This is a genomic window from Streptomyces sp. NPDC127068 (assembly GCF_042724695.1).
In the GTDB taxonomy this organism is placed as follows: domain Bacteria; phylum Actinomycetota; class Actinomycetes; order Streptomycetales; family Streptomycetaceae; genus Streptomyces.
In genome coordinates this window covers 40,778-60,199 of sequence record NZ_JBHXEN010000046.1, presented here as the reverse complement: position 1 = coordinate 60,199, position 19,422 = coordinate 40,778, and the positions used below count along the sequence as shown (strand labels likewise).

16 protein-coding genes are annotated in these 19,422 nt (G+C 73.5%); 4 read left to right on the top strand and 12 right to left on the bottom strand.

All coding sequences use genetic code 11. The features are described 5' to 3' along the window. Positions 1-115: 115 nt before the first annotated feature. The 3 genes from ACFWIA_RS26010 to ACFWIA_RS26000 form a co-directional block, all read right to left on the bottom strand. The gene (locus ACFWIA_RS26010) at positions 116-1,417 is read right to left on the bottom strand and encodes an HRDC domain-containing protein (protein WP_387009058.1); all 1,302 of its coding nucleotides are present in this window, start codon (positions 1,415-1,417) and stop codon (positions 116-118) included. A gap of 78 nt (positions 1,418-1,495) precedes the next feature. After that, positions 1,496-2,158: a LuxR C-terminal-related transcriptional regulator gene (locus ACFWIA_RS26005; RefSeq protein ID WP_387009056.1), complete on the bottom strand. Its 663-nt coding sequence runs from the start codon at positions 2,156-2,158 to the stop codon at positions 1,496-1,498. 466 nt (positions 2,159-2,624) lie between these two features. Next, positions 2,625-3,296, bottom strand: a complete 672-nt coding sequence (locus ACFWIA_RS26000) for a DUF3000 domain-containing protein (protein ID WP_387009054.1) — start codon at positions 3,294-3,296, stop codon at positions 2,625-2,627. A gap of 103 nt (positions 3,297-3,399) precedes the next feature. On the opposite strand from ACFWIA_RS26000, the gene hemE reads away from it, so the two are divergent. After that, positions 3,400-4,476 (top strand): uroporphyrinogen decarboxylase, encoded by a 1,077-nt coding sequence (gene hemE, locus ACFWIA_RS25995; protein WP_387009052.1) that lies wholly within the window; start codon positions 3,400-3,402, stop codon positions 4,474-4,476. Positions 4,477-4,585: 109 nt separating this feature from the next. Here hemE and ACFWIA_RS25990 read toward each other — a convergent pair whose 3' ends face one another. Beyond that, entirely contained in the window at positions 4,586-5,971 is a 1,386-nt protein-coding gene (locus tag ACFWIA_RS25990; protein ID WP_387009050.1) for an FAD-dependent oxidoreductase, read from the bottom strand. Between the two features lie 159 nt (positions 5,972-6,130). On the opposite strand from ACFWIA_RS25990, the gene ACFWIA_RS25985 reads away from it, so the two are divergent. Continuing rightward, positions 6,131-7,321, top strand: a complete 1,191-nt coding sequence (locus ACFWIA_RS25985) for an RNA-guided endonuclease InsQ/TnpB family protein (RefSeq protein WP_387009048.1) — start codon at positions 6,131-6,133, stop codon at positions 7,319-7,321. A gap of 67 nt (positions 7,322-7,388) precedes the next feature. Here ACFWIA_RS25985 and ACFWIA_RS25980 read toward each other — a convergent pair whose 3' ends face one another. After that, a complete protein-coding gene (locus ACFWIA_RS25980) occupies positions 7,389-8,471 on the bottom strand; it encodes a DUF4349 domain-containing protein (protein WP_387009046.1) in 1,083 nt (360 codons plus the stop codon). Positions 8,472-8,659: 188 nt separating this feature from the next. Between ACFWIA_RS25980 and hemG the strand changes: the two genes are divergently transcribed. Both hemG and hemQ read left to right on the top strand, forming a co-directional pair. Further along, a complete protein-coding gene (hemG, locus tag ACFWIA_RS25975; protein WP_387009044.1) occupies positions 8,660-10,132 on the top strand; it encodes a protoporphyrinogen oxidase in 1,473 nt (490 codons plus the stop codon). Between the two features lie 5 nt (positions 10,133-10,137). Next, a complete protein-coding gene (gene hemQ, locus ACFWIA_RS25970; RefSeq protein WP_387009042.1) occupies positions 10,138-10,857 on the top strand; it encodes a hydrogen peroxide-dependent heme synthase in 720 nt (239 codons plus the stop codon). Positions 10,858-10,867: 10 nt separating this feature from the next. Here the strand turns inward: hemQ and ACFWIA_RS25965 are convergent, their stop codons facing one another. The 7 genes from ACFWIA_RS25965 to ACFWIA_RS25935 all read right to left on the bottom strand — a co-directional run bounded on the left by ACFWIA_RS25965 (position 10,868) and on the right by ACFWIA_RS25935 (position 19,321). Then, on the bottom strand, positions 10,868-12,496 hold the full coding sequence (locus tag ACFWIA_RS25965; protein ID WP_387009040.1) for an alpha/beta fold hydrolase: 1,629 nt from the start codon (positions 12,494-12,496) through the stop codon (positions 10,868-10,870). Between the two features lie 167 nt (positions 12,497-12,663). Next, a complete protein-coding gene (locus tag ACFWIA_RS25960; RefSeq protein ID WP_387009038.1) occupies positions 12,664-13,491 on the bottom strand; it encodes a TIGR04222 domain-containing membrane protein in 828 nt (275 codons plus the stop codon). Positions 13,492-13,693: 202 nt separating this feature from the next. Next, complete coding sequence (locus ACFWIA_RS25955; protein WP_387009086.1) at positions 13,694-15,064, bottom strand: DUF692 domain-containing protein; 1,371 nt, start codon at positions 15,062-15,064, stop codon at positions 13,694-13,696. Positions 15,065-15,232: 168 nt separating this feature from the next. After that, positions 15,233-15,994: a DUF4142 domain-containing protein gene (locus tag ACFWIA_RS25950; protein ID WP_387009084.1), complete on the bottom strand. Its 762-nt coding sequence runs from the start codon at positions 15,992-15,994 to the stop codon at positions 15,233-15,235. A gap of 1,289 nt (positions 15,995-17,283) precedes the next feature. Next, a complete protein-coding gene (locus tag ACFWIA_RS25945) occupies positions 17,284-18,060 on the bottom strand; it encodes a peptidyl-tRNA hydrolase (protein WP_387009036.1) in 777 nt (258 codons plus the stop codon). A gap of 123 nt (positions 18,061-18,183) precedes the next feature. Next, positions 18,184-18,387, bottom strand: coding sequence for a hypothetical protein (locus ACFWIA_RS25940; protein WP_387009034.1), 204 nt, complete (start codon positions 18,385-18,387; stop codon positions 18,184-18,186). A gap of 52 nt (positions 18,388-18,439) precedes the next feature. Beyond that, positions 18,440-19,321, bottom strand: a complete 882-nt coding sequence (locus ACFWIA_RS25935; RefSeq protein WP_387009032.1) for a polysaccharide deacetylase family protein — start codon at positions 19,319-19,321, stop codon at positions 18,440-18,442. Between the last annotated feature and the right edge of the window lie 101 nt (positions 19,322-19,422).

Genomic DNA, 19,422 nt, shown 5'->3' with positions numbered 1-19,422 from the left:
GCGAGTAACCAGACTGCCCAGCCCCCGCCCCCCGGCCGCGCGTGTCAGCGGGCGGAACGCGTACGGCCCGCCGGGAGTCAGGGGTGACTCCGGGCGGGCCGCATGCCGTCTCCGATCAGGCCTCGGCGGGTGCGCGCAGCGCGTTCACCAGCAGCGGGCCGACCTGTTCGACCTGCCAGGGGCGGGCCCCCAGGGCGGTCAGCGCCGCGTCCACCGACTCGGCGGTCACCACGGTCGGCGGCTCCCAGCACACCCGCCGCACGGTGTCGGGGGCGATCAGGTTCTCCTGCGGCATGGACAGCTGCTCCGCCAGGGCGGACACCGCGGCCCGCGCCGCGGAGAGCCGCGCCGCGGCCACGGGGTCCTTGTCGGCCCAGGCCCGGGGCGGCGGCGGACCGCTCACGGTCTGTCCGGGCTGGGGCAGTTCCCCCTCGGGCAGCGCCCGGGCCCGGTCGATCGCCTCCTGCCACTGGTCCACCAGCTGCCGTCGGCCGGACCGGCCCCCGAAGCCGGGCAGTGCGGCGAGCGCCCGCGCGTTCGCGGGCAGCGTCAGCGCCGCCTCGACGATGGCGGCGTCCCCGAGCACCTTCCCGGGCGAGATGTCCCTGCGTCGGGCGATCCGGTCCCGTGCCTCCCACAGCTCCCGCACCACGGCCATCTGCCGCCGCCGTTTGACCTTGTGCATGCCGGAGGTGCGGCGCCAGGGGTCCTTGCGCGGGGGCGCGGGCGGTGCCGAGGCGATGGCCGCGAACTCCTGCCGGGCCCAGTCGAGCTTGCCCTGGCGGTCGAGTTCCTCCTCCAGCGCGTCCCGGAGGTCGACGAGCAGTTCCACGTCGAGCGCGGCGTACCGCAGCCAGGGCTCGGGGAGCGGCCGGGTCGACCAGTCGACGGCCGAGTGCCCCTTCTCCAGGACGTATCCGAGCACGTTCTCGACCATCGCCCCGAGGCCGACGCGGGGGAAGCCGGCGAGCCGTCCGGCCAGCTCGGTGTCGAACAGCTCGCTCGGCTGCATGCCTATTTCCCGCAGACAGGGCAGGTCCTGGGTCGCGGCGTGCAACACCCACTCGGTTCCGTCGAGGGCCTCCCCGAGCGCGGTGAGGTCGGGGCAGGCGACCGGGTCGATCAGTGCCGTCCCGGCGCCCTGGCGGCGCAGCTGGACGAGGTACGCGCGCTGTCCGTAGCGGTAGCCGGAGGCGCGTTCGGCGTCCACCGCCACCGGGCCGGTGCCCCGGGCGAACGCGGAGATCACGTCGGTCAGGGCGCCCGCGTCGGCGACGACCGGCGGGATGCCCTCGCGCGGCTCCAGCAGCGCGATGGGGTCACGGTCCGCGGTGACGCCGGTGACGCCGTCGTCCGGAGGGGCGCCCCCGGTGGTTCGCAGTGATGTGTCTGCTGCGGTCTCTTGGGCGTCTGTCACCTGTCAAGGGTACTTGCGAAAACACCGCGTCCGCCGACGGAACGTTCCGTCGGCGGACGCGCGAGCGATCGGTATCGGTCAGTGGATGATTCCGGTGCGGAGGGCGACGGCCACCATGCCGGCGCGGTCGCCGGTGCCCAGCTTGCGGGCGATCCGGGCGAGGTGGCTCTTGACGGTCAGGGCCGACAGTCCCATGGAGACCCCGATGGCCTTGTTGGACTGGCCTTCGGCGACCAGTCTCAGGACCTCGACCTCGCGGCCGGACAGTTCGCGATAGCCGCCCGGGTGGCTCGGAGAGCCCGGAGGGCGGCGGTGCATACGGGCCGCGGCGGAGCCGATGGGGGCGGCGCCCGGCCGGTTCGGAAGGCCGAGATTGGTACGCGTACCGGTAACGACATAACCCTTCACTCCGCCCGCGAGGGCGTTGCGAACGGCGCCGATGTCATCGGCGGCGGAGAGGGCGAGGCCGTTGGGCCAGCCCGCGGCACGGGTTTCGGACAACAGGGTGAGGCCGCTGCCGTCGGGAAGGTGGACGTCGGCGACGCAAATGTCACGGGGGTTGCCGACGCGGGGGCGGGCTTCTGCGATGGACGACGCCTCGATGACATCGCGCACCCCGAGCGCCCACAGGTGGCGGGTGACGGTGGAGCGGACCCGAGGGTCCGCCACGACCACCATGGCGGTCGGCTTGTTGGGGCGATAGGCGACCAGGCTTGCGGGCTGCTCAAGGAGAACGGACACAGGGCCCTCCTGGGGTGGCGGGACGGGGGGCCGGCTCTGGGGATGAAGCCGGGATGGACCGTCGCTTTCAAGGTCACAGACCTCTTCGGCATCAAACCCGGTCGCCTTTAGAGAAAGATCACGAATTCGTGAGAACATTTCGTGCAATTCGGACGATTGAGCGATCGTTGCACGTAGCCCCGTATGTCCGGGAGCCGCGCCGCAGTGGCCCGGGGACCAGTCCGCGGTGGCCCGGAGCCGCGCCGCGGTCGCCGGAGGGCCGGGCCGTGGAGTCGGGCTGTGGAGTCGGGCCGGGGAGCCGTGGAGTCGGGCCGTGGACGTCCCGTAGCAGCCGCGGGCCGCCGGGGGCGTCGTCCGTCCGTGGGCGGCGTCCCCGGGGCGTGCCGAGGGCCGGTGCGTCGCGGGAAGGGCGGACGGGGTGGGCGGGGCGGGAAGAGACGGGTGCGGCGGGAGAGGGGCGGGCGCCTCAGGAGGTCTGCGGACCGCGGCGCTGCGGCAGGGTGACCACGGACGCATCGGCCGACGGCGACGGGGGGAGCCCCGCGACCTGGCCCAACAGATCGCACCAGGCCGTCAGGTGCGCGGCCGTGTCCGGCACGCCCCGATCGCCCTCCTCCGGCGTCCAGGACGCCCGGATCTCGATCTGGGACGTGGCCGGGCGGCGGGCCAGGCCGCCGAAGTAGTGGGAGCCCGCCCGGGTCACCGTGCCGCTCGGCTCCCCGTACGTGAGGCCCCGACCCTCCAGTGCGCCCGTCAACCAGGACCAGCACACCTCCGGCAGCAACGGGTCGGCGGCCATCTCGGGCTCCAACTCCGCCCGGACCAGCGTCACCAGTCGGAACGTGCCCCGCCAGCCGTCGTGGCCGGCCGGATCGTGCAGCAGCACCAGCCGCCCGTCCGCCAGGTCCTCGTCCCCGTCGACCACCGCGGCCTCCCACGCGTACGCGTGCGGGGCGAGCCGTCGGGGCGGTCGGACCGGCTCGATCTCGACACCGGGCCGCAGCCGTGCCGTGCGCACCGCGTCGACCGCCGCACGGAAGGCCGGCGGCCCGGCGTCCGCCGGGTTCCCGCCCGGCACCCCCTCGCCGTTGTCCGTCCCACCAGCGTCGTCCGACAGTCGTTCCTGAGCCGCAGCCATGCCGGGAAGAGTAAGGGGAAGCCGGCGCCGGTGCGGGGAGGGACACCCCTGTGGGCGAGGGCTGTCCGGATCGCGCCCCCACCCGCATGGGAGACTTTCCGACGTGAGTGCCAACGAGAACCCCACGGACCGGTCGACCGCGACACGAGAGGGCGTCCGGGAATCCGCGTTCCTGAAGGCGTGCCGCCGCGAACCCGTGCCGCACACCCCGGTCTGGTTCATGCGCCAGGCGGGCCGCTCCCTCCCGGAGTACCGCAAGGTCCGCGAGGGCATCGCCATGCTCGACTCGTGCATGCAGCCGGACCTGGTCACCGAGATCACCCTCCAGCCGGTCCGCAGGCACCACGTCGACGCGGCGATCTTCTTCAGCGACATCGTCGTCCCGTTGAAGGCCATCGGCGTCGGCCTCGACATCAAGCCCGGCATCGGCCCGGTCATCGAGCAGCCGATCCGCTCCCGCGCCGACCTCGACCGACTGCGCGACCTCACCCCCGAGGACGTCCCGTACGTCACGGAGGCCATCGGGCAGCTCACCGCCGAGTTGGGCGCCACGCCCCTGATCGGGTTCGCGGGCGCGCCCTTCACCCTGGCGAGCTACCTCGTGGAGGGCGGCCCGTCCCGCAACCACGAGCACACCAAGGCGCTGATGTACGGCGACCCGCAGCTGTGGGCCGACCTCCTGGACCGGCTCGCCGGCATCACCTCGGCCTTCCTCAAGGTCCAGATCGAGGCCGGCGTCAGCGCCGTCCAGCTCTTCGACTCCTGGGTCGGCGCCCTCGCCCCCGTCGACTACCGACGGTCCGTGCTCCCCGCCTCCCGCAAGGTCTTCACGTCCGTCGCCGGCTACGACGTCCCGCGCATCCACTTCGGCGTCGGCACCGGTGAGCTGCTCGGTGCGCTCGGCGAGGCCGGGGCCGACGTGGTGGGCGTGGACTGGCGGGTGCCGCTGGACGAGGCCGCCCGTCGGGTGGGTCCCGGCAAGGCGCTCCAGGGCAACCTCGACCCGGCCGTGCTCTTCGCGGGCACCGAGGCCGTGGTCGCCAAGACCGGCGAGGTGCTGGAGGCGGCCCGCGGTCTGGAGGGCCACATCTTCAACCTGGGTCACGGGGTCCTGCCCGACACCGACCCGGACGCCCTCACCCGGCTCGTGGAGGACGTGCACACCCGCACCGCACGCTGATCGCCGCGGCGGTTCCCCTTTCCGTGGGGAGCCGCCGCCAAGCGTCGGATTCCGGCCGTTCTTCGCCCGGAGGTCGGACGGGAGCGGGGGCGCGCGTCCGACGGCCCGGCTACCAGCCCGCCTCCCGGACGGCGCGCACCGCCTTGCGCGCGGCGACCAGGACCGGGTCCCACACGGGGGAGAACGGCGGCGCGTACCCGAGGTCCAGGTGCGTCATCTGCTCCACGGTCAGCTGGGCGGTCAGCGCCACCGCCGCGACGTCCACCCGCTTCGCCGCGCCCTCCCGGCCCACGATCTGCGCCCCGAGCAGCCGTCCGGTGCGGTGCTCGGCCAGCAGCTTCACCGTCATCAGCTGCGCACCCGGGTAGTACCCCGCCCGGCTGGTCGACTCGATGGTGGCGGTCACGTAGCGCAGCCCCACCGCGCGGGCGTCCTTCTCCCGCAGACCCGTCCGGGCGATCTCCAGGTCACACACCTTGGACACCGCGGTGCCGACCACCCCGGGGAAGGTCGCGTACCCGCCGCCGACGTTGGTGCCGATGATCTGGCCGTGCTTGTTGGCGTGGGTGCCCAGCGGGACGTACCGGTCCCGTCCCGACACCAGGTCCAGGACCTCCACGCAGTCGCCGCCGGCCCAGATCGCGTCCTGGCCGCGCACCCGCATCGACAGGTCCGTCAACAGTCCGCCGTGCTCGCCGAGCGGGAGGCCCGCCGCGCGGGCGAGCGAGGTCTCGGGGCGGACGCCGAGCCCGAGGATCACCACGTCGGCCGGGTACGCGTCGTCGGCGGTGGTCACCGCCCGGACCCGCCCGTCCTCCCCCGTGCGGACCCCGGTGACCTCGGTGTCGTTGACCATGGTGATGCCGAGCCAGCTCATGGCCTCGTGCACCTGCCGGCCCATGTCCGGGTCGAGCGTGGACATCGGTTCCTGACCGCGGTTGACGACCGTGACCTCGTAGCCCCGGTTGATCATCGCCTCGGCCATCTCGACGCCGATGTACCCGGCGCCGACGACGACCGCGCGGCGGCCCGCGGTGGCGTCCAGGGTGTCGAGCAGCGCCTGCCCGTCGTCCAGGGTCTGCACCCCGTGCACCCCGGGCGCGTCGATGCCCGGCAGCGGGGGGCGCACCGGACGGGCACCGGTCGCGATGACCAACTTGTCGTAGTCCGTCCACTCCTCGGAGCCGGAGTCGAGGTCCCGGCTGCGGACCCGGCGCCGCTCCGGATCGACCTCCACCACCTCGGTGCGGGTCCGCAGGTCGATCGCGCGCTCCCGGTGCTCCTCGGGCGTCCGCGCGATCAGCTCGTCCCGCTCGGCCACCTGGCCGCCCACCCAGTACGGGATGCCGCACGCCGAGTACGAGGTGAAGTGCCCCCGCTCGAACGCCACCACCTCCAGCTCCGCCGGGCCCCTGAGCCTGCGCGCCTGGGACGCGGCGGACATGCCCGCCGCGTCACCGCCGATGATGACCAGCCGCTCCCTCGAATCGTTCATCTGAGTCCTTTCGTGGATACCCCCATCTTTAGGTGGGGGAGGAAGCGAAACCCCTGCGGAGCAGGGCAGTGAGCGGGGTTTCGTCCCCTGGGTGAAAGATCGGCTCTGACCCGCAGGTTTGATTCTCACCTGTGGTACCGCTAGTTTGTGAGCGTGGCCATGAGTCATGTGAAGCGGGCGTTCAAGTACCGCTTCTACCCGACCGATGTGCAGGCGGCCGAGCTGTCGCGCACGTTCGGCTGTGTTCGCAAGGTCTACAACCTGGCGCTCGCCGCACGCACGGAGGCGTGGACGCGACAGGAGCGGGTCAACTACCACCAGACGTCCGCGATGCTGACGGCGTGGAAGAAGACCGAGGAACTCGCGTTCCTGAACGAGGTGTCCTCCGTGCCGTTGCAGCAGTGTCTGCGGCACTTGCAGGTGGCGTTCACCAACTTCTTCGGCAAGCGGGCCCAGTACCCGCGCTTCAAGTCGAGGAAGAAGTCCCGGAAGTCCGCCGAGTACACCACCAGCGGTTTCCGCTTCCGTGACGGACAGCTGACGCTGGCCAAGATGGCGGAGCCGCTGGACATCGTATGGTCGCGCCCGCTCCCCGACGGAGCGAAGCCGTCCACGGTGACCGTGTCGCAGGACAACGCGGGACGCTGGTTCGTCTCGATTCTGTGCGAGGACCCCTCCGTGAAGCCGCTCCCCGCCACCAGCGCGGAGGTCGGCATCGACGCGGGCCTGGACCACTTGCTCACCCTCTCGACCGGGGAGAAGATCGCCAACCCCCGGCACGAGCGACGCGACCGCGCCCGTCTCGCCCTGGCCCAGCGCCGTCTGGCGAAGAAGGCCAAGGGCGACGGCGCCAACCGGGCCAAGGCCCGGCGGAAGGTCGCCAAGATCCACGCCCGGATCACCGACCGCCGTCGCGACCATCTCCACAAGATCACTACTCGTCTCGTGCGTGAGACCCAAACGCTCGTGATCGAGGACCTGACCGTGCGCAACATGGTCAAGAACCACAGCCTCGCCCGCGCCATCTCCGACGCCGCATGGCACCAGATGCGCACGATGCTGGAGTACAAGGCAGCCTGGTACGGACGGAACCTCGTGGTCGTGGACCGCTGGTTCCCCTCCTCCAAGCTGTGCTCCACCTGCGGCACCCTCGCCGGGAAGATGCCGCTGAACGTCCGCACCTGGACGTGCGACTGCGGCACCACCCACGACCGGGACGTGAACGCAGCGAAGAACCTTCTGGCCGCCGGGCGGGCGGTTACAGCCTGCGGAGCTGGTGTAAGACCTCAACGGAGTTCTCCGGGCGGGCAGTCGGCGACGAAACAGGAAGTCTCACGGCGCGAGCCGTAAGAATCCCCTCCCTTTAGGGAGTGGATCGTCAAGTGAGCACGCTACGTGCGCACACACACCGGGTGGATCAGCCCGCGTCGGGCGTCCGCGGCGCCGGGGGCGCGGCGGCCGGAGCCTCGGGCGCCGCGACGCCCGTGGCACTCACCGCTGCCCGGGCGGCGGGCCCGGCCGGGGGCACCGGGCGACGCCGGCGCACCCACGGACCCAGCAGCCAACGCCACACCGCGTACAGGGCCCCGGCCAGGGCCAGGAACGGCAGTGCGGCGCCGAAGACGATCGACAGCCAGCGCAGCGTCGCGACGAACGCGCCCCAGCCGTCGCCGACCGAGTCCAGGAAGCCGGACTCCTCGTCCCGGCCCGCGTCGGGGCGCTCGGTGAGCGACAGCGTGATGGTGGCCAGCGTCGTGCGGTCCTTCAGCGACGCCTGCTGGGCGAGCAGCGACTCCAGGTCCGCCTGACGGCTGCTCAGCTCGCCCTCCAGCGCCACCACGTCGCTGATCTTCGTCGCCTCGTCCATCAGCTCCCGGATGCGGGCCACGCTCGCCCGCTGGTTCTTGAGGCGGGTCTCGACGTCGACCACCTGCTCGGTGACGTCCTCGGCGCCGGTGTTCCGGCGGAGCACCGTCCCGGTGTCGCCCAGCTCCTCCAGGACGTCGTCGTACTTCTCCTGCGGAACGCGCAGGACGACCTTGGACTGCTCCCGCCCGTCGTCGTCGCGGTCCGTCGACTCCTCGCCGACGAGCCCGCCGACCGACTCCGCGGCCGACCGTACGGTGGCCAGGGCCCGGGACACGTCCTCGACCCGCACCACCAGCTCCGCAGTGCGAATGATCTTCCGCTGGGCGAGTCGGTCCGCTCGCAGGTCGCCGTCCGATTCCGGCTTCCCCGAGTCGGCCTTCCCGTCGGACTTGCCCTCGGGGCCCGCAGCACCCTCCGCACGCAGGGCGCCCTCGGCCTCCCCGGGCGGGGCGTAACCCCGGGCGTCCGCCGCCTTGGCCCCCTTGTTCGCCGACTCCCCCTGGTCGCCGCCCGATCCGGCGCATCCGGCGAGCGTCAGCGACCCGGCGAGCAGGACGCCGGCGACCCACCGGGCCCGCCGCCGTGGCGGACGGTGACCCGGCACGGGAACGGGCTCTCGCAGAACACTCATCTTCGACTCCCCCTGGGAAGCGGTGCGCAATCCGACACTCCTTCGACGTCACCGCACCCCGCCGCGACGTCGCCAACGCATCGCGAACGCATCACGGTTCGGACTCGCCGGTCGGTCGGGGAATCCGGACCCCGCACCGGGACCAACGGCCCTGCGAACCGGCCCCCCACCTCTGACAGAGTTGGGGCATGCGCGCAGAGCACCCCGCCCCGGCACCGCCCCGTAGCTTCGTCGTGATCGGCGCCGGCATCTCCGGACTGGCCGCGGCCCACCGCCTCCTGGCGACCGGTGCCCGGGTCACGGTGCTGGAGGCGTCCGACCGCCCCGGCGGCAAGCTGCTGCCCGGCGAGATCGCGGGCGCCCGCGTCGACCTCGGTGCCGAGTCCCTGCTCGCGCGCCGGCCCGAGGCCGTGGCCCTGGCCCGCGAGGTGGGCCTCGGCGACCGCCTCTGCGCCCCGGCCACCACCACGGCGTCCCTGTGGACCCGGGGCGCCCTGCGGCCCATGCCGAAGGGGCACGTCATGGGCGTGCCCGCGCACGCGGATGCCCTCGCCGAGGTGCTGTCCCCCGAGGGCCTGCGCCGGGCGTCCGCGGAGGACGAACTCCCCCCGGTGGACCCGGCCGACCTCGGCGACGACGTGGCGGTCGGCACCTACGTCGCCGCCCGGCTCGGCCACGAGGTCGTCGACCGACTGGTGGAACCCCTGCTCGGCGGCGTCTACGCGGGCGACGCCTACCGCATCTCGCTGCGTTCCGCGGTCCCCCAGCTCTTCGAGGCGGCCCGCACCCACCCCTCCCTCACGGCGGCGGTGCGCGAGATCCAGCGCCGGGCCGCCACGAACCCCACGCCCGGCCCCGTCTTCATGGGCATCGAGGGCGGCGTCGGCAGCCTCCCGCTGGCGGTGGCCGACGCCGTGCGCGCCCGCGGCGGGGAGATCCGCCTCGCGACCCCCGCCACCGGACTGCGCCGCACCCCGGACGGCCGCTGGCGGGTCACGGCCGTCGACCTGGACCTCGACGTCGACGGCGTGGTCCTCGCCGTCCCGGCCCCGACCGCCGCCCGGCTGCTCGCCGCCGAGGCGCCGGGCGCGGCGACCGAGTTGGAGACCGTCGAGTACGCCTCCATGGCGCTGGTCACCCTGGCCTACCGGCGCACCGAGGTGAGCCTGCCGCCGGGCAGCGGCTTCCTCGTGCCGCCGGTCGACGGGCACACCATCAAGGCGTCGACGTTCGCCTCCCAGAAGTGGGGCTGGATCGCCGCCGAGGACCCCGACCTGCTCGTCGTCCGGACCTCCGTGGGCCGCTACGGCGACGAGGCCGACCTGGAGCGCGACGACGCCGACCTCGTCGCCGTCTCCCGCCGTGACCTCGGTGCCGCCGCGGGACTGACCGCGCGACCGGTCGCCAGCCGGGTCACCCGCTGGAACGACGGCCTGCCGCAGTACCCGGTCGGCCACCACTCCCGGGTGGCACGCATCCGCGACCACCTGGCGGAACTCCCCGGCCTCGCGGTCTGCGGCGCCGCTTACGACGGGGTCGGCGTGCCCGCGTGCGTGGGCGGCGGGCAGGCCGCGGCCGACCTGGTCCTGGGCGATCCGGACCGTACGGACCCTCTGATGAGCAACCCGGTGCAAAGCCGCCACGGCGGCGCAGGAGAATGAGGAACATGAGCGACGACGCCCCCGCAAGGATTCCCCACCGCGGCAAGCTGGCCAAGGACCTCAACGAGGTCATCCGCTACACGCTGTGGTCCGTCTTCACCCTTCGTGACGTACTCCCGGAGGACCGCTCCGGGTACGCCGACGAGGTCGACGAGCTGTTCGAACAGCTCGCCGCCAAGGACGTCACGGTCCGGGGCACCTACGACCTGTCGGGCCTGCGCGCCGACGCCGACCTGTTGATCTGGTGGCACGCCGAGACCGCCGACGCGCTCCAGGAGGCGTACAACCTCTTCCGCCGCACCAAGCTCGGCCGCGCCCTCGTCCCGACCTGGTCGAACATGGCGCTGCACCGGCCCGCCGAGTTCAACCGTTCCCACATCCCCGCGTTCCTCGCCGACGAGACCCCGCGCGACTACGTCAGCGTCTACCCGTTCGTCCGCTCCTACGAGTGGTACCTGCTGCCGGACGAGGAGCGCCGCAAGATGCTCGCCGACCACGGCAAGATGGCGCGCGGCTACCCCGACGTCCGGGCCAACACCGTCGCCTCGTTCTCCCTCGGCGACTACGAGTGGATCCTGGCCTTCGAGGCCGACGAGCTCCACCGGATCGTGGACCTGATGCGTCATCTGCGGGCCTCCGAGGCGCGGATGCACGTCCGTGAGGAGGTCCCCTTCTACACCGGACGCCGTCGCAGCGTGGCCGAACTGGTCGCCTCGCTCGCCTGACCGCCGACCCTCAACGCGGGCCCACCCGGTACGCCGGGTCGGGCCCGCGTTCCGTGCGGCGGGTGGCCAGCGGACGCGGCTGGGGGTGCCCCGCGCACTCCGCGTCCGCCTCGGGTACCCGTCCGGTCAGCAGGTACGCGTCCAGGTGGGCGTTGACGCAGGCGTTCGGCCCGCCGCCGACCCCGTGCTGCCCGGCGTCCCGCTCGGTCACCAGCCGCGCACCGCCCAGCCGCTCCCGCAGCTCCTGCGCCCCCCGGTACGGGGTCACGGCGTCCCGCTCGGCGGCCAGGATCAGCGTCGGCGGCAGACCGGCCGCGTCCGCCCGTACGTCGAGCGGCCGTTGCCGGGGCGCGCGCCAGTACGCGCACGGCAGATGGGTCCAGGCGTTGTCCCAGGCACCGAAGGGGGCGGTGGCGGCCAGCGCGGTGTGCTCGGCGTCCCAGTCCGCGAAGTCCGTGGGCCAGGGCGCGTCATTGCACCGCACGGCCGTGTACACGGCGTGGGCGTTCTCCGTTTCGGCGGCCACCTCCGGGATCGGCGCCGCCTGGGCGACGAGCAGTTCCGGGTCGCCGTCCTGGAAGGCGGACAGTGCGGCGGCCCGCATCGGCCAGTAGTCGTCGTAGTGGGCGGTCCGCAGATAGGCCGCGTGCAACTGTCCCGGCCCGACCTTGCCGCCCGCCGGCTCCGCGGCGACGGCCGCCCGCACCTCCTCGTACGAACGCTGCACGGCGGCGGCGGTGCGCCCCAGCCCGTAGACGTCGTCGTGCCGGGCGACCCAGGAGCGGAAGTCGGCCCAGCGCTGCTCCACGGCCGCCGCCCGGTCGAGGTCGTTGCGGTACCAGATCCGTTCCGGCCGGGGGTCGACCACCGAGTCGAAGACCATCCGCCGCACGTGCGCGGGGAACAGCGTCGCGTACACCGCGCCGAGGTACGTCCCGTAGGACGCCCCCATGAACGTCAACTGCCGTTCGTCGAGCGCGGCCCGCAGGACGTCGAGGTCCCGTGCGTTGTTCAGGGTCGTGTAGTGCTGTAGGGCGTCGCCGGCCCGGCGGGCGCAGCCCCGCGCGTACGACGTGGCCTCGGCGACGCGTTCCTTCTTGTAGGACGCGGACGGGTGGACGGGGGCCTGGGTGGGGGCCTTCACGAAGTCCCCGGGCGCCTGGCAGGACAGCGGCGCCGAACGGCCCACCCCGCGCGGGGCGTAGCCCACCAGGTCGTACGCGGCGGCGATGCGTTGCCAGGCGGGGACGCCGCCGATCAACGGGAAGTACGTGCCGTTGCCGCCCGGGCCGCCCGGGTTGAACACCAGGGCGCCCTGTCGCGGGGCGGGTCGGCCGTCCGGGTCCGTGCCCGTGGCGCCCACTCGGCTCACGGTGAGCGCGATCCGACGGTCGTCGGGGTGGGCGTAGTCGAGCGGCACCTCGACCGTGCCGCACTCCACCGGCGCCGGGAGGTCCTCCTCCTCGGCGCAGGGGCCGAAGCTGACGCCCCGTACGGCGGCCCGGGCGACGGCGCTCCGCACTCCGGCCGCCTCCCGGGCGGTCGTCGAGCCGGTGGTCGCGGAAGCGGAGAGGGGGGCCGCCCACAGCGCGGACAGGACCAGGGATCCGGCGGTGCTCCAGCGGACGACTGCTCTCATGGTGCTCCTGCTCTTCGTTCCGCCGTTCCCGCGCACGAGCTGCCGGTCGCCCGGTGGGGAGACCGAAGCCCGTACGGATCATCTGACAAAAGGGATGATTGGGGTGCGTGGGGGCGATGTAAAGCACCGGCGGACGGATGTCGGCGCAATGGCCCCGATGCGTGGCGTCAACGCTCGCGCCGCGCGGACCCCCGGTCGGTCGGCCCGGGGCGCAGCGCACCGTCCGCACCGTTGCCGTGGTCCCGGTGGGCGAACGCCGTCACCAGGCCCGGATCGTCGGCCGCGGGCACCCCGCCCACCGCCACCGCGGTCAGATACGTGCGGTCGTCCCCACCGGGCCGGGCCGAGAGGCCGCACAACAGGGCGCGCCCCGACGCCGACGCCCAGCGCGTGTACGGTCGCGCCTCGACGCGCGCGATCAGCAGGCAACTCGCCGTCAGCAACAGGGGCAGGGCGAACCAGGCGGCGTGCGTCGTCGCGGCACCGCCCGGCGCCGGCTGGGCGGCGACCCACGCCAACGCCCCGAGCCCCAGGACCACCAGGGAGGACACCCGCACCAGTAGGACGGCGGTCGTGACGGTGCCGCGGGTGTGCTCCGGGACCGCGAGGCCGGCCGCCGTCAGCCGGTCGCCGAGGGCGCGCACCGCCTCGTCACCGGCGACCGCGGCCCGTACCGAGGCGATCCGCGCCTGCCCGGCGGAGCCGATCGCGCCGAGCACCGACCGTTCCAGGGCGTCCCGGCCGCGCGGGTCGACCACGGTCGCCCACCCGGTGTGCGCGAGCACCAGTCGGCGTTGACGGGCCATCGACACCATCGCCACCTCGGCGACGCGAGGGGGACCGCCGGACAGGAACGCCGCTTCGTAGACGGTCAGTCGGTGCCCACGAGGGATGGGCGTGCCCTCCGCGACCGCCGCGCGGACGGCCGCGCGACAGAGCAGGGTGCACGAGGTGCCGGCCACCGCACAGGCCAGCAGGAGGATGAGCCAGAACATGGCGGATTTCTACGCGAACCGCCGGGGTGCCCGCCATCGTCCATCCGCGATGTGGACCAGGTGTTGCCGCGTCGTGATGCTCTCGTGGCCTCGCGTGGCCATATGCGCCGTCCGTGCCGGTCGACGCCCTGGCCGGGGGAGCGGATCGGCTACGCGGGTCCGCCCGGCCCCCACCTACGGAAGACGTACCGGGGCCGGACCGTCACCCCGGGGAACGCAGCGCACGGGCGACCCGGACCGAGCGCACCAGCCGCGACCACGGGTGCCGGGACGGCGGCCGGGACCCGGACCGGTCGACCCACCACCGCGTCAGCTCCCGCCGGGCCTCCTCGTCACCGGGGCCACCGGCGCGCAGGACGTGCCCGGCGAAGCCCAGCGCGTCGGCCCGGTAGCCGGTCGTCATCGGCCGGCGGTTCGCGTACGCGAGGAACTCCGCACGGTAGGAACTCCCCAGGATCACCGGGAGTTCCGGAGCGACCTTCGCCACCACGTCCGCCCGCTTCGCCAGCAGCGCCCGACCCTGCACGGCGAGCCGCGCCCGGTCGAAGCCCTCGGGGACCGGGGTCCCGGCGACCAGCGCGGACAGCAGCGCCGTCTGGGCGAGGGCCACCCGCTGCCGTGCGGCGGGCCCGTCGTCGGGGGTCGGCGCGGCAGCCTCGGGACTCCGACGGTGCCCGCCGTCCACGGGGGCCGGGCGGGCCGCCGGGGCGGGGCGGGCCCGGGACATGGCGGCCCTGATCGACCCCAACTCCCGCGCCAACTCGTCCGGCTCGGGGAAGTCCTCGTCCCGTTCGAGGAGCACCCCCGGCGGGTCCACCCGGGAGGTGAGGTCCGTGAGGATCTCCAGGACCGCTTCGGGCACCGGGTGCGCATGACTGTCGTGCCACACCCCGTCCCGCTCGACCCCACCCGCCACATGGACGTAGGCGATGGCCTCCACGGGCAGTTCGTCCAGGGCCCGGGCCGGGTCCTCGCCCCGGTTGACGTGGTTCGTGTGCAGGTTCGCCACGTCGATCAGCAGGCGCACCCCGGTGCGGTCCACCAGGTCGTACAGGAACTGGCCCTCCGTCATCTCCTCGTACGGCCAGGAGATCAGCGCCGCGATGTTCTCCACGGCGAGCGGGACGGGGAGGGAGTCCTGAGCGATCCGGACGTTCTCGCACAGCACGTCGAGGGCGTCGCGGGTGCGGGGCACCGGCAGCAGGTGACCGGCTTCCAGCAGCGGCGACGCGGTCAGTCCGCCCCCGGCCCTCACGAAGGCGATGTGCTCGGTGACCAGCGGCGATCCCAGGGCCTCGGCACGGGCCGCGAGTTGGGCGAGCCGGTCCTCGTCCGGCCGGTCCGCGTCGCCGAGGCCGAGCGAGACCCCGTGCGGGACGATCGTGACCCCCCGCTCGCGCAACCGCAGCAGGGACTCGGGCAGGTGCCCCGGGCAGAGGTTCTCGGCCACGGCCTCGACCCAGTCGATTCCGGGCATCCGTTCGACGGCGTCCGCGATCTCAGGACGCCAGCCGATGCCGGTGCCGAGCCGGGGCGTCCTCGGTGGTGCCGTGCGTGGCGCGGTCGTGGTCATCATGGTCCCCCTCCTCCGTGAGCCGAGCGCCGTACCGTCCCTGACCGTACGGGGTGCGCCCCGTGCCCCCGCCCGGCGGCCCGGCGGACGCGGCGTGCGCGGCGTGCGCGTTCGACGGGTTCATGGCCCCGCCGCGCCCGGCCGAATCCCGGTGGAGGATGTTCAGAGCTAGTTCTGAGGTTCCGCCCGGTCCGTGTTGACCACACCGGGCACCGTCGCCGAGGGGCGTGAGGTGGTGGAGATGTCCGCGTCGGCGGTGACGCCCGGCGCGGGCGGTGCGACACCGCTCGGCGGGGGCGGCCCGGTGGGGCTCGCGGTACCGGTGGCGGCCCCGTTGGCGATCGCGTCGAAGTCGACCATTCCGGTGTTCTCCAGCACCGTGATGTGGTCGAGGACCGTCTGGTTCGCATCGGTGGCGAGTTGCCGTACCAGGGTGTTGCGGGTGGTGTCGCGGACCTGGGCGATCAGCGCGAACACCTTGCCGTGCGCGATGCGCAGCAGGTTCGCGAAGTCCTTCTGGTACTGCACGCCCGTCGCGTCCGTGAGCTGGCGCAGCCACGCCTGTTGCTGGGCGTTGGGCTGGCTCGGCAGCGCCACGCCGAGTTGCCCGGCGACCTCCCGGACCCGTTTGTCCAGGTCGGTGTGTCCGACGACGAGGTGGTCGCCCGCGGTCTTGATCGCTTCGGTCGGCGCCCGCTCCATCGCCTGCTGACCCGCGGGGAGTTCCCACAGCCCGGCCAACCGCACCCGGACGATGAAGTCCCGGTCGGTCGCCGTGAGCGGACCCCACTGCGTGGACACCGTGCCCGCGGCGAGGTTCGCCTGCGCAGTGCCGGACCGGTCGGCGTACGACCACACCGGGAAGGCCAGCGCGGCCAGGGTGGCGGTGAGCGCGCCGATGATCAGCGCCGTGCCGTTGATGCGCCGCAGCAAGAGGGCCTCCCGTGGCGGGGGTGTCGCGCGCATCTTGGCGCGCGGGGGGTACCAGAATCAACCGCTGACTCCTCGTGGGTTCAACCCACTTCGCGGCAATGAGAGGTACGCAACCCGCCGCCGCGGTGTTCAGCGGCCCGCGGTCCGCCGGCACCGCGCCGGGTCAGCCGGACAGGCAGACACCCAGGTCGAGGAGGGACGGGAGCCCTCCGATCAGACAGTGACCGGACCCCGGGGTGGTTCCCGGGCCGGGTCGCCCGGGTCCGCCGGGTGCGGTGGACGGGCTCGGCACGCCGGGGGAGGGCGTACCTGGTCCACCGGCGCCACCGGTGCCACCTGGTCCGCCCGGTTCTTCGGTCGGGTCGGAGCCCTGACCTCCCGTACTCCCTCCGGCGCCGCCTCCCGTCGTTCCTCCGGTGCTGCCTCCGGCGCCGGAACCGGGAGCTCCGGGGTCGCTCGTGGGTTCGTCGGACCCGGTGCTCGGGGCCGTCCCGCCCGGCCGGTCGCTCCCGGGCCGGGTGGTGGAGGCGCCCGTGGAGTTCGGCCGGCCGTCACGGCTCCCCGAGCCGGTGCCCTTGGGATCGTCGCCCCCGGTGGCGCCGAGGCCCGTGTCCGGTGGGGGCGTTCCGCCCGTGGCGCTCGGCGACGCGCTCGGGACGTCGGGCGCCGCGGCCTCCCGATCGTCGCGACCCGCGTCCTGGTCGCCCCGGCCGCTCGTGGCGGGGCGCGGTTCCGGTGCGCCTCCAAGGCGCCCGCCCGACCCGCCGGCCCCGGCCCCTTCCGCGTTCCGACCGGCGCGGTCGGACGGGTCGGCGCCGCCGGGGCGCCCGGGCCCGGACAGCCCCAGGAGTGCGACGGTCGTGGTCGCCGCCACGAGCACCGTCCCCGTGACCAGGACCGTGCGTGTGCCACCGCGTGGGCGTCGGCGCAGTACGTGGGCGGCGGACGTCACCCGCCCCAGAGCACCCAATTGCCACAACAGCACCAGGAACACCAGTGCCAGTGCACCCAGCACCACTGCGATCAGCACGTCGAACACTCGGAATCCCCCACGGTCCCCGCACGCCCCCGCGCCTGCGGTCGCTGCTCCGCCGGCGCCCTTCGGATGCCGACGATCCCCTGCGGAGGGACGCCAGGGTGACGGGATGACGAATCGTCACCGATGCGTTACTCAGTGTGTCAAACAGGTGTACGGGGAGTCTCGCTCGGGTGTGATCCGGGAGCGGAGCGCAGTGTGGGAGCGGGGGTGTTGGGCGGTACGGGGCGGGGGCCGCCCGGCCGGAGGTTCAGCTGTCGAACCCGCCGAACCCGCGGTGCCCCTCGGCCACCACCGTGTCACCGGGGGCGATCTCCGTGAAGCCCGCGTCGCGCACCACCGGCAGTCCGCTCCTCACCAGCCGCTGCCACTGTTCCGGCTCGGCGGTCCGCACGGACAGCGGGAACCCGGCTGCGCGCCAGGCGGCCCGCTCCGCGTCCGACTGGTCCCACCAGGCGAGTTGCGCCCCGTGCCCGGCCTGCGCCATCGCCTTGCCCGCGGTCATGGTGGTGGACGGGCTCATCCACAACACGGGACCGCCCGGGGCGGGCGCCCCAGGAGGCTGCGGGTCCTCCAATTCGGTACCCGAGACCTGGAGCCGCGCCAGGTCCTTGGGCCAGCCGTCCAGCGGCACCGGCGGGAACACCCGGACCTCCGCGGACTTCCCGCTCACCGTGATGCCCGGCAGCGCCTCGGCCCGTCGCCACTCCGCACCGCGGGCCCGCCGCACCACCTTGCGGATGCGGGCGTCCTGCCACTGGCGCACTGCCTCGGCCCACTCGCCCTCGCCCCGGGAGCGGGGGTCGCTCAGCATGACCAGCACTGCCCGCGCCGCCGTCTCCAGCGCGTCCGTGCGTTCCGGGGGGCCGGTGCGCTCCAGGCGCACGACCATCGGAAGCACGAACTGCGGTGCCTCGTCGCGGCTGCGCTCCGCACGTGCCTCGTCGGGTGCGCCCGGCTCGGCGGCAGCGGTCCGCTCTTCGGGGCGGGGGGTCGGGCCTTCGGGTGCGGCTTCGGGGATGCTCACCCGTCCAGTCTGCCAGGACCGCCCTGAAGTGCGGGAACGGTCCGATCCAGGGCTGTGTGACGCCGTGGTGCGGTTGGTCGGTGGGGTGGCGGGGCGACGGCGGTGCCGGCCGGTCGGTGCGGTTCAGCCCGAGCAGGCGGAACGCTGGGCCTCCAGCCACTCGCAGCGAGGACAGAGCGTGATCCCGCGATGCGTCTCCGGGTACTCGGTCGGCTCCCGGCACAGTACGCACTCGGCGAACGGCCCCTGCTCCTCGGCCCCGGCCGTGGTCGCCGCCGCGCCGGGCGTCGCTCCGGCCCGCTCCGGACCCGCGCAGTACTCGTCCATGGGTCAAGGGTATGCCCGCAGATCCGTGCGGCCCCGTCCTCCCTGCTCCGGATCAGCGCTTCGAGGGCGTGGCCTCGGTCCGGCCGCGCTCGCGTGCGATGAGATCGGAGACCTTCACGAACCGGTACCCGCGCTCGCGCAGTTCCGGGACGACCTCCCGGATCACCCGCTCCGTCGTCGGGGCGGCGCTCCGGGTGCAGTGCAGGACCACCACCGATCCCGGTCGCACCCCGTCCAACACCTCCTTCGCCACGGCCTCGGCGTCCGTGGCGAAGGCGTCTCCGCCGACCACGTCCCACTGCACGGCCGTCACCCCCGCCGGTGCAAGGGCCCGGAGGGCGTGATCGTCGTAACATCCGCCGGGGAAGCGGAAGTACGGCTTCGCGTCCTTGATGCCCACCGTTTGGAAGGCGCGGAACGCCCGCTCGACGTCGGGCCGCATCAGCTCCGATCCGACGGTCGGGAGTCCGTAGCAGTCAGGGGTGAAGGCGTGGTGACTGTAGGAGTGGTTGGCGACTTCGAACAGGGGATCGTGCCCGATGGACCGTGCCTGGTCGGGGTACTCCTCCGCCCAGCGTCCCGTCATGAAGACGGTCGAGGGCACTTTCAGTTGGCGGAGCGCCGCGATCAGTTCCGGATTGTCGAACCGTTCCCCGGCCGCGGCCCGAGGGCCCTGGTCGGCAGTCATGTCGGCGTCGAAGGTGAGGGCGACGGTGCGGTCTTCGGTGCGCGGTCCGTTCTTGAAGACCGGAGTCAGGCCGGCTGGGCCGGGTGCCAGCACCGGGGCCTTCGTAGGGCTGGTCGTGGGCGCGGGTGACACGGCTGTTGCCGGTGCTCGGTCCCGTCCGAGGCGAGGGGCGACCTCCGTTCCGCACCCCGCGAGTACGACCCCCAGCAATCCGACCACGGCCACTCTCCGCACAGAAATGATCACATGGGGAACGTATAGTCATATAAGCGGCGGTTCCTTCTTTGGCTGGCCGGGGGTGTCGCCCCAGGGGCCGAACATCACCCGCTTACCGTCATGGGGCCATG

What these genes read in the sequence shown, in the direction of transcription:
- ACFWIA_RS26000 (WP_387009054.1), bottom strand. Translation starts at nt 3,296, where the DNA reads ATGGCTGCGGCTCAGGAACGACTGTCGGACGACGCTGGTGGGACGGAC.
- ACFWIA_RS25990 (WP_387009050.1), bottom strand. Translation starts at nt 5,971, where the DNA reads ATGAACGATTCGAGGGAGCGGCTGGTCATCATCGGCGGTGACGCGGCG.
- ACFWIA_RS25985 (WP_387009048.1), top strand. Translation starts at nt 6,131, where the DNA reads ATGAGTCATGTGAAGCGGGCGTTCAAGTACCGCTTCTACCCGACCGAT.
- ACFWIA_RS25980 (WP_387009046.1), bottom strand. Translation starts at nt 8,471, where the DNA reads ATGAGTGTTCTGCGAGAGCCCGTTCCCGTGCCGGGTCACCGTCCGCCA.
- hemG (WP_387009044.1), top strand. Translation starts at nt 8,660, where the DNA reads ATGCGCGCAGAGCACCCCGCCCCGGCACCGCCCCGTAGCTTCGTCGTG.
- hemQ (WP_387009042.1), top strand. Translation starts at nt 10,138, where the DNA reads ATGAGCGACGACGCCCCCGCAAGGATTCCCCACCGCGGCAAGCTGGCC.
- ACFWIA_RS25965 (WP_387009040.1), bottom strand. Translation starts at nt 12,496, where the DNA reads ATGAGAGCAGTCGTCCGCTGGAGCACCGCCGGATCCCTGGTCCTGTCC.
- ACFWIA_RS25960 (WP_387009038.1), bottom strand. Translation starts at nt 13,491, where the DNA reads ATGTTCTGGCTCATCCTCCTGCTGGCCTGTGCGGTGGCCGGCACCTCG.
- ACFWIA_RS25955 (WP_387009086.1), bottom strand. Translation starts at nt 15,064, where the DNA reads ATGACCACGACCGCGCCACGCACGGCACCACCGAGGACGCCCCGGCTC.
- ACFWIA_RS25940 (WP_387009034.1), bottom strand. Translation starts at nt 18,387, where the DNA reads ATGGACGAGTACTGCGCGGGTCCGGAGCGGGCCGGAGCGACGCCCGGC.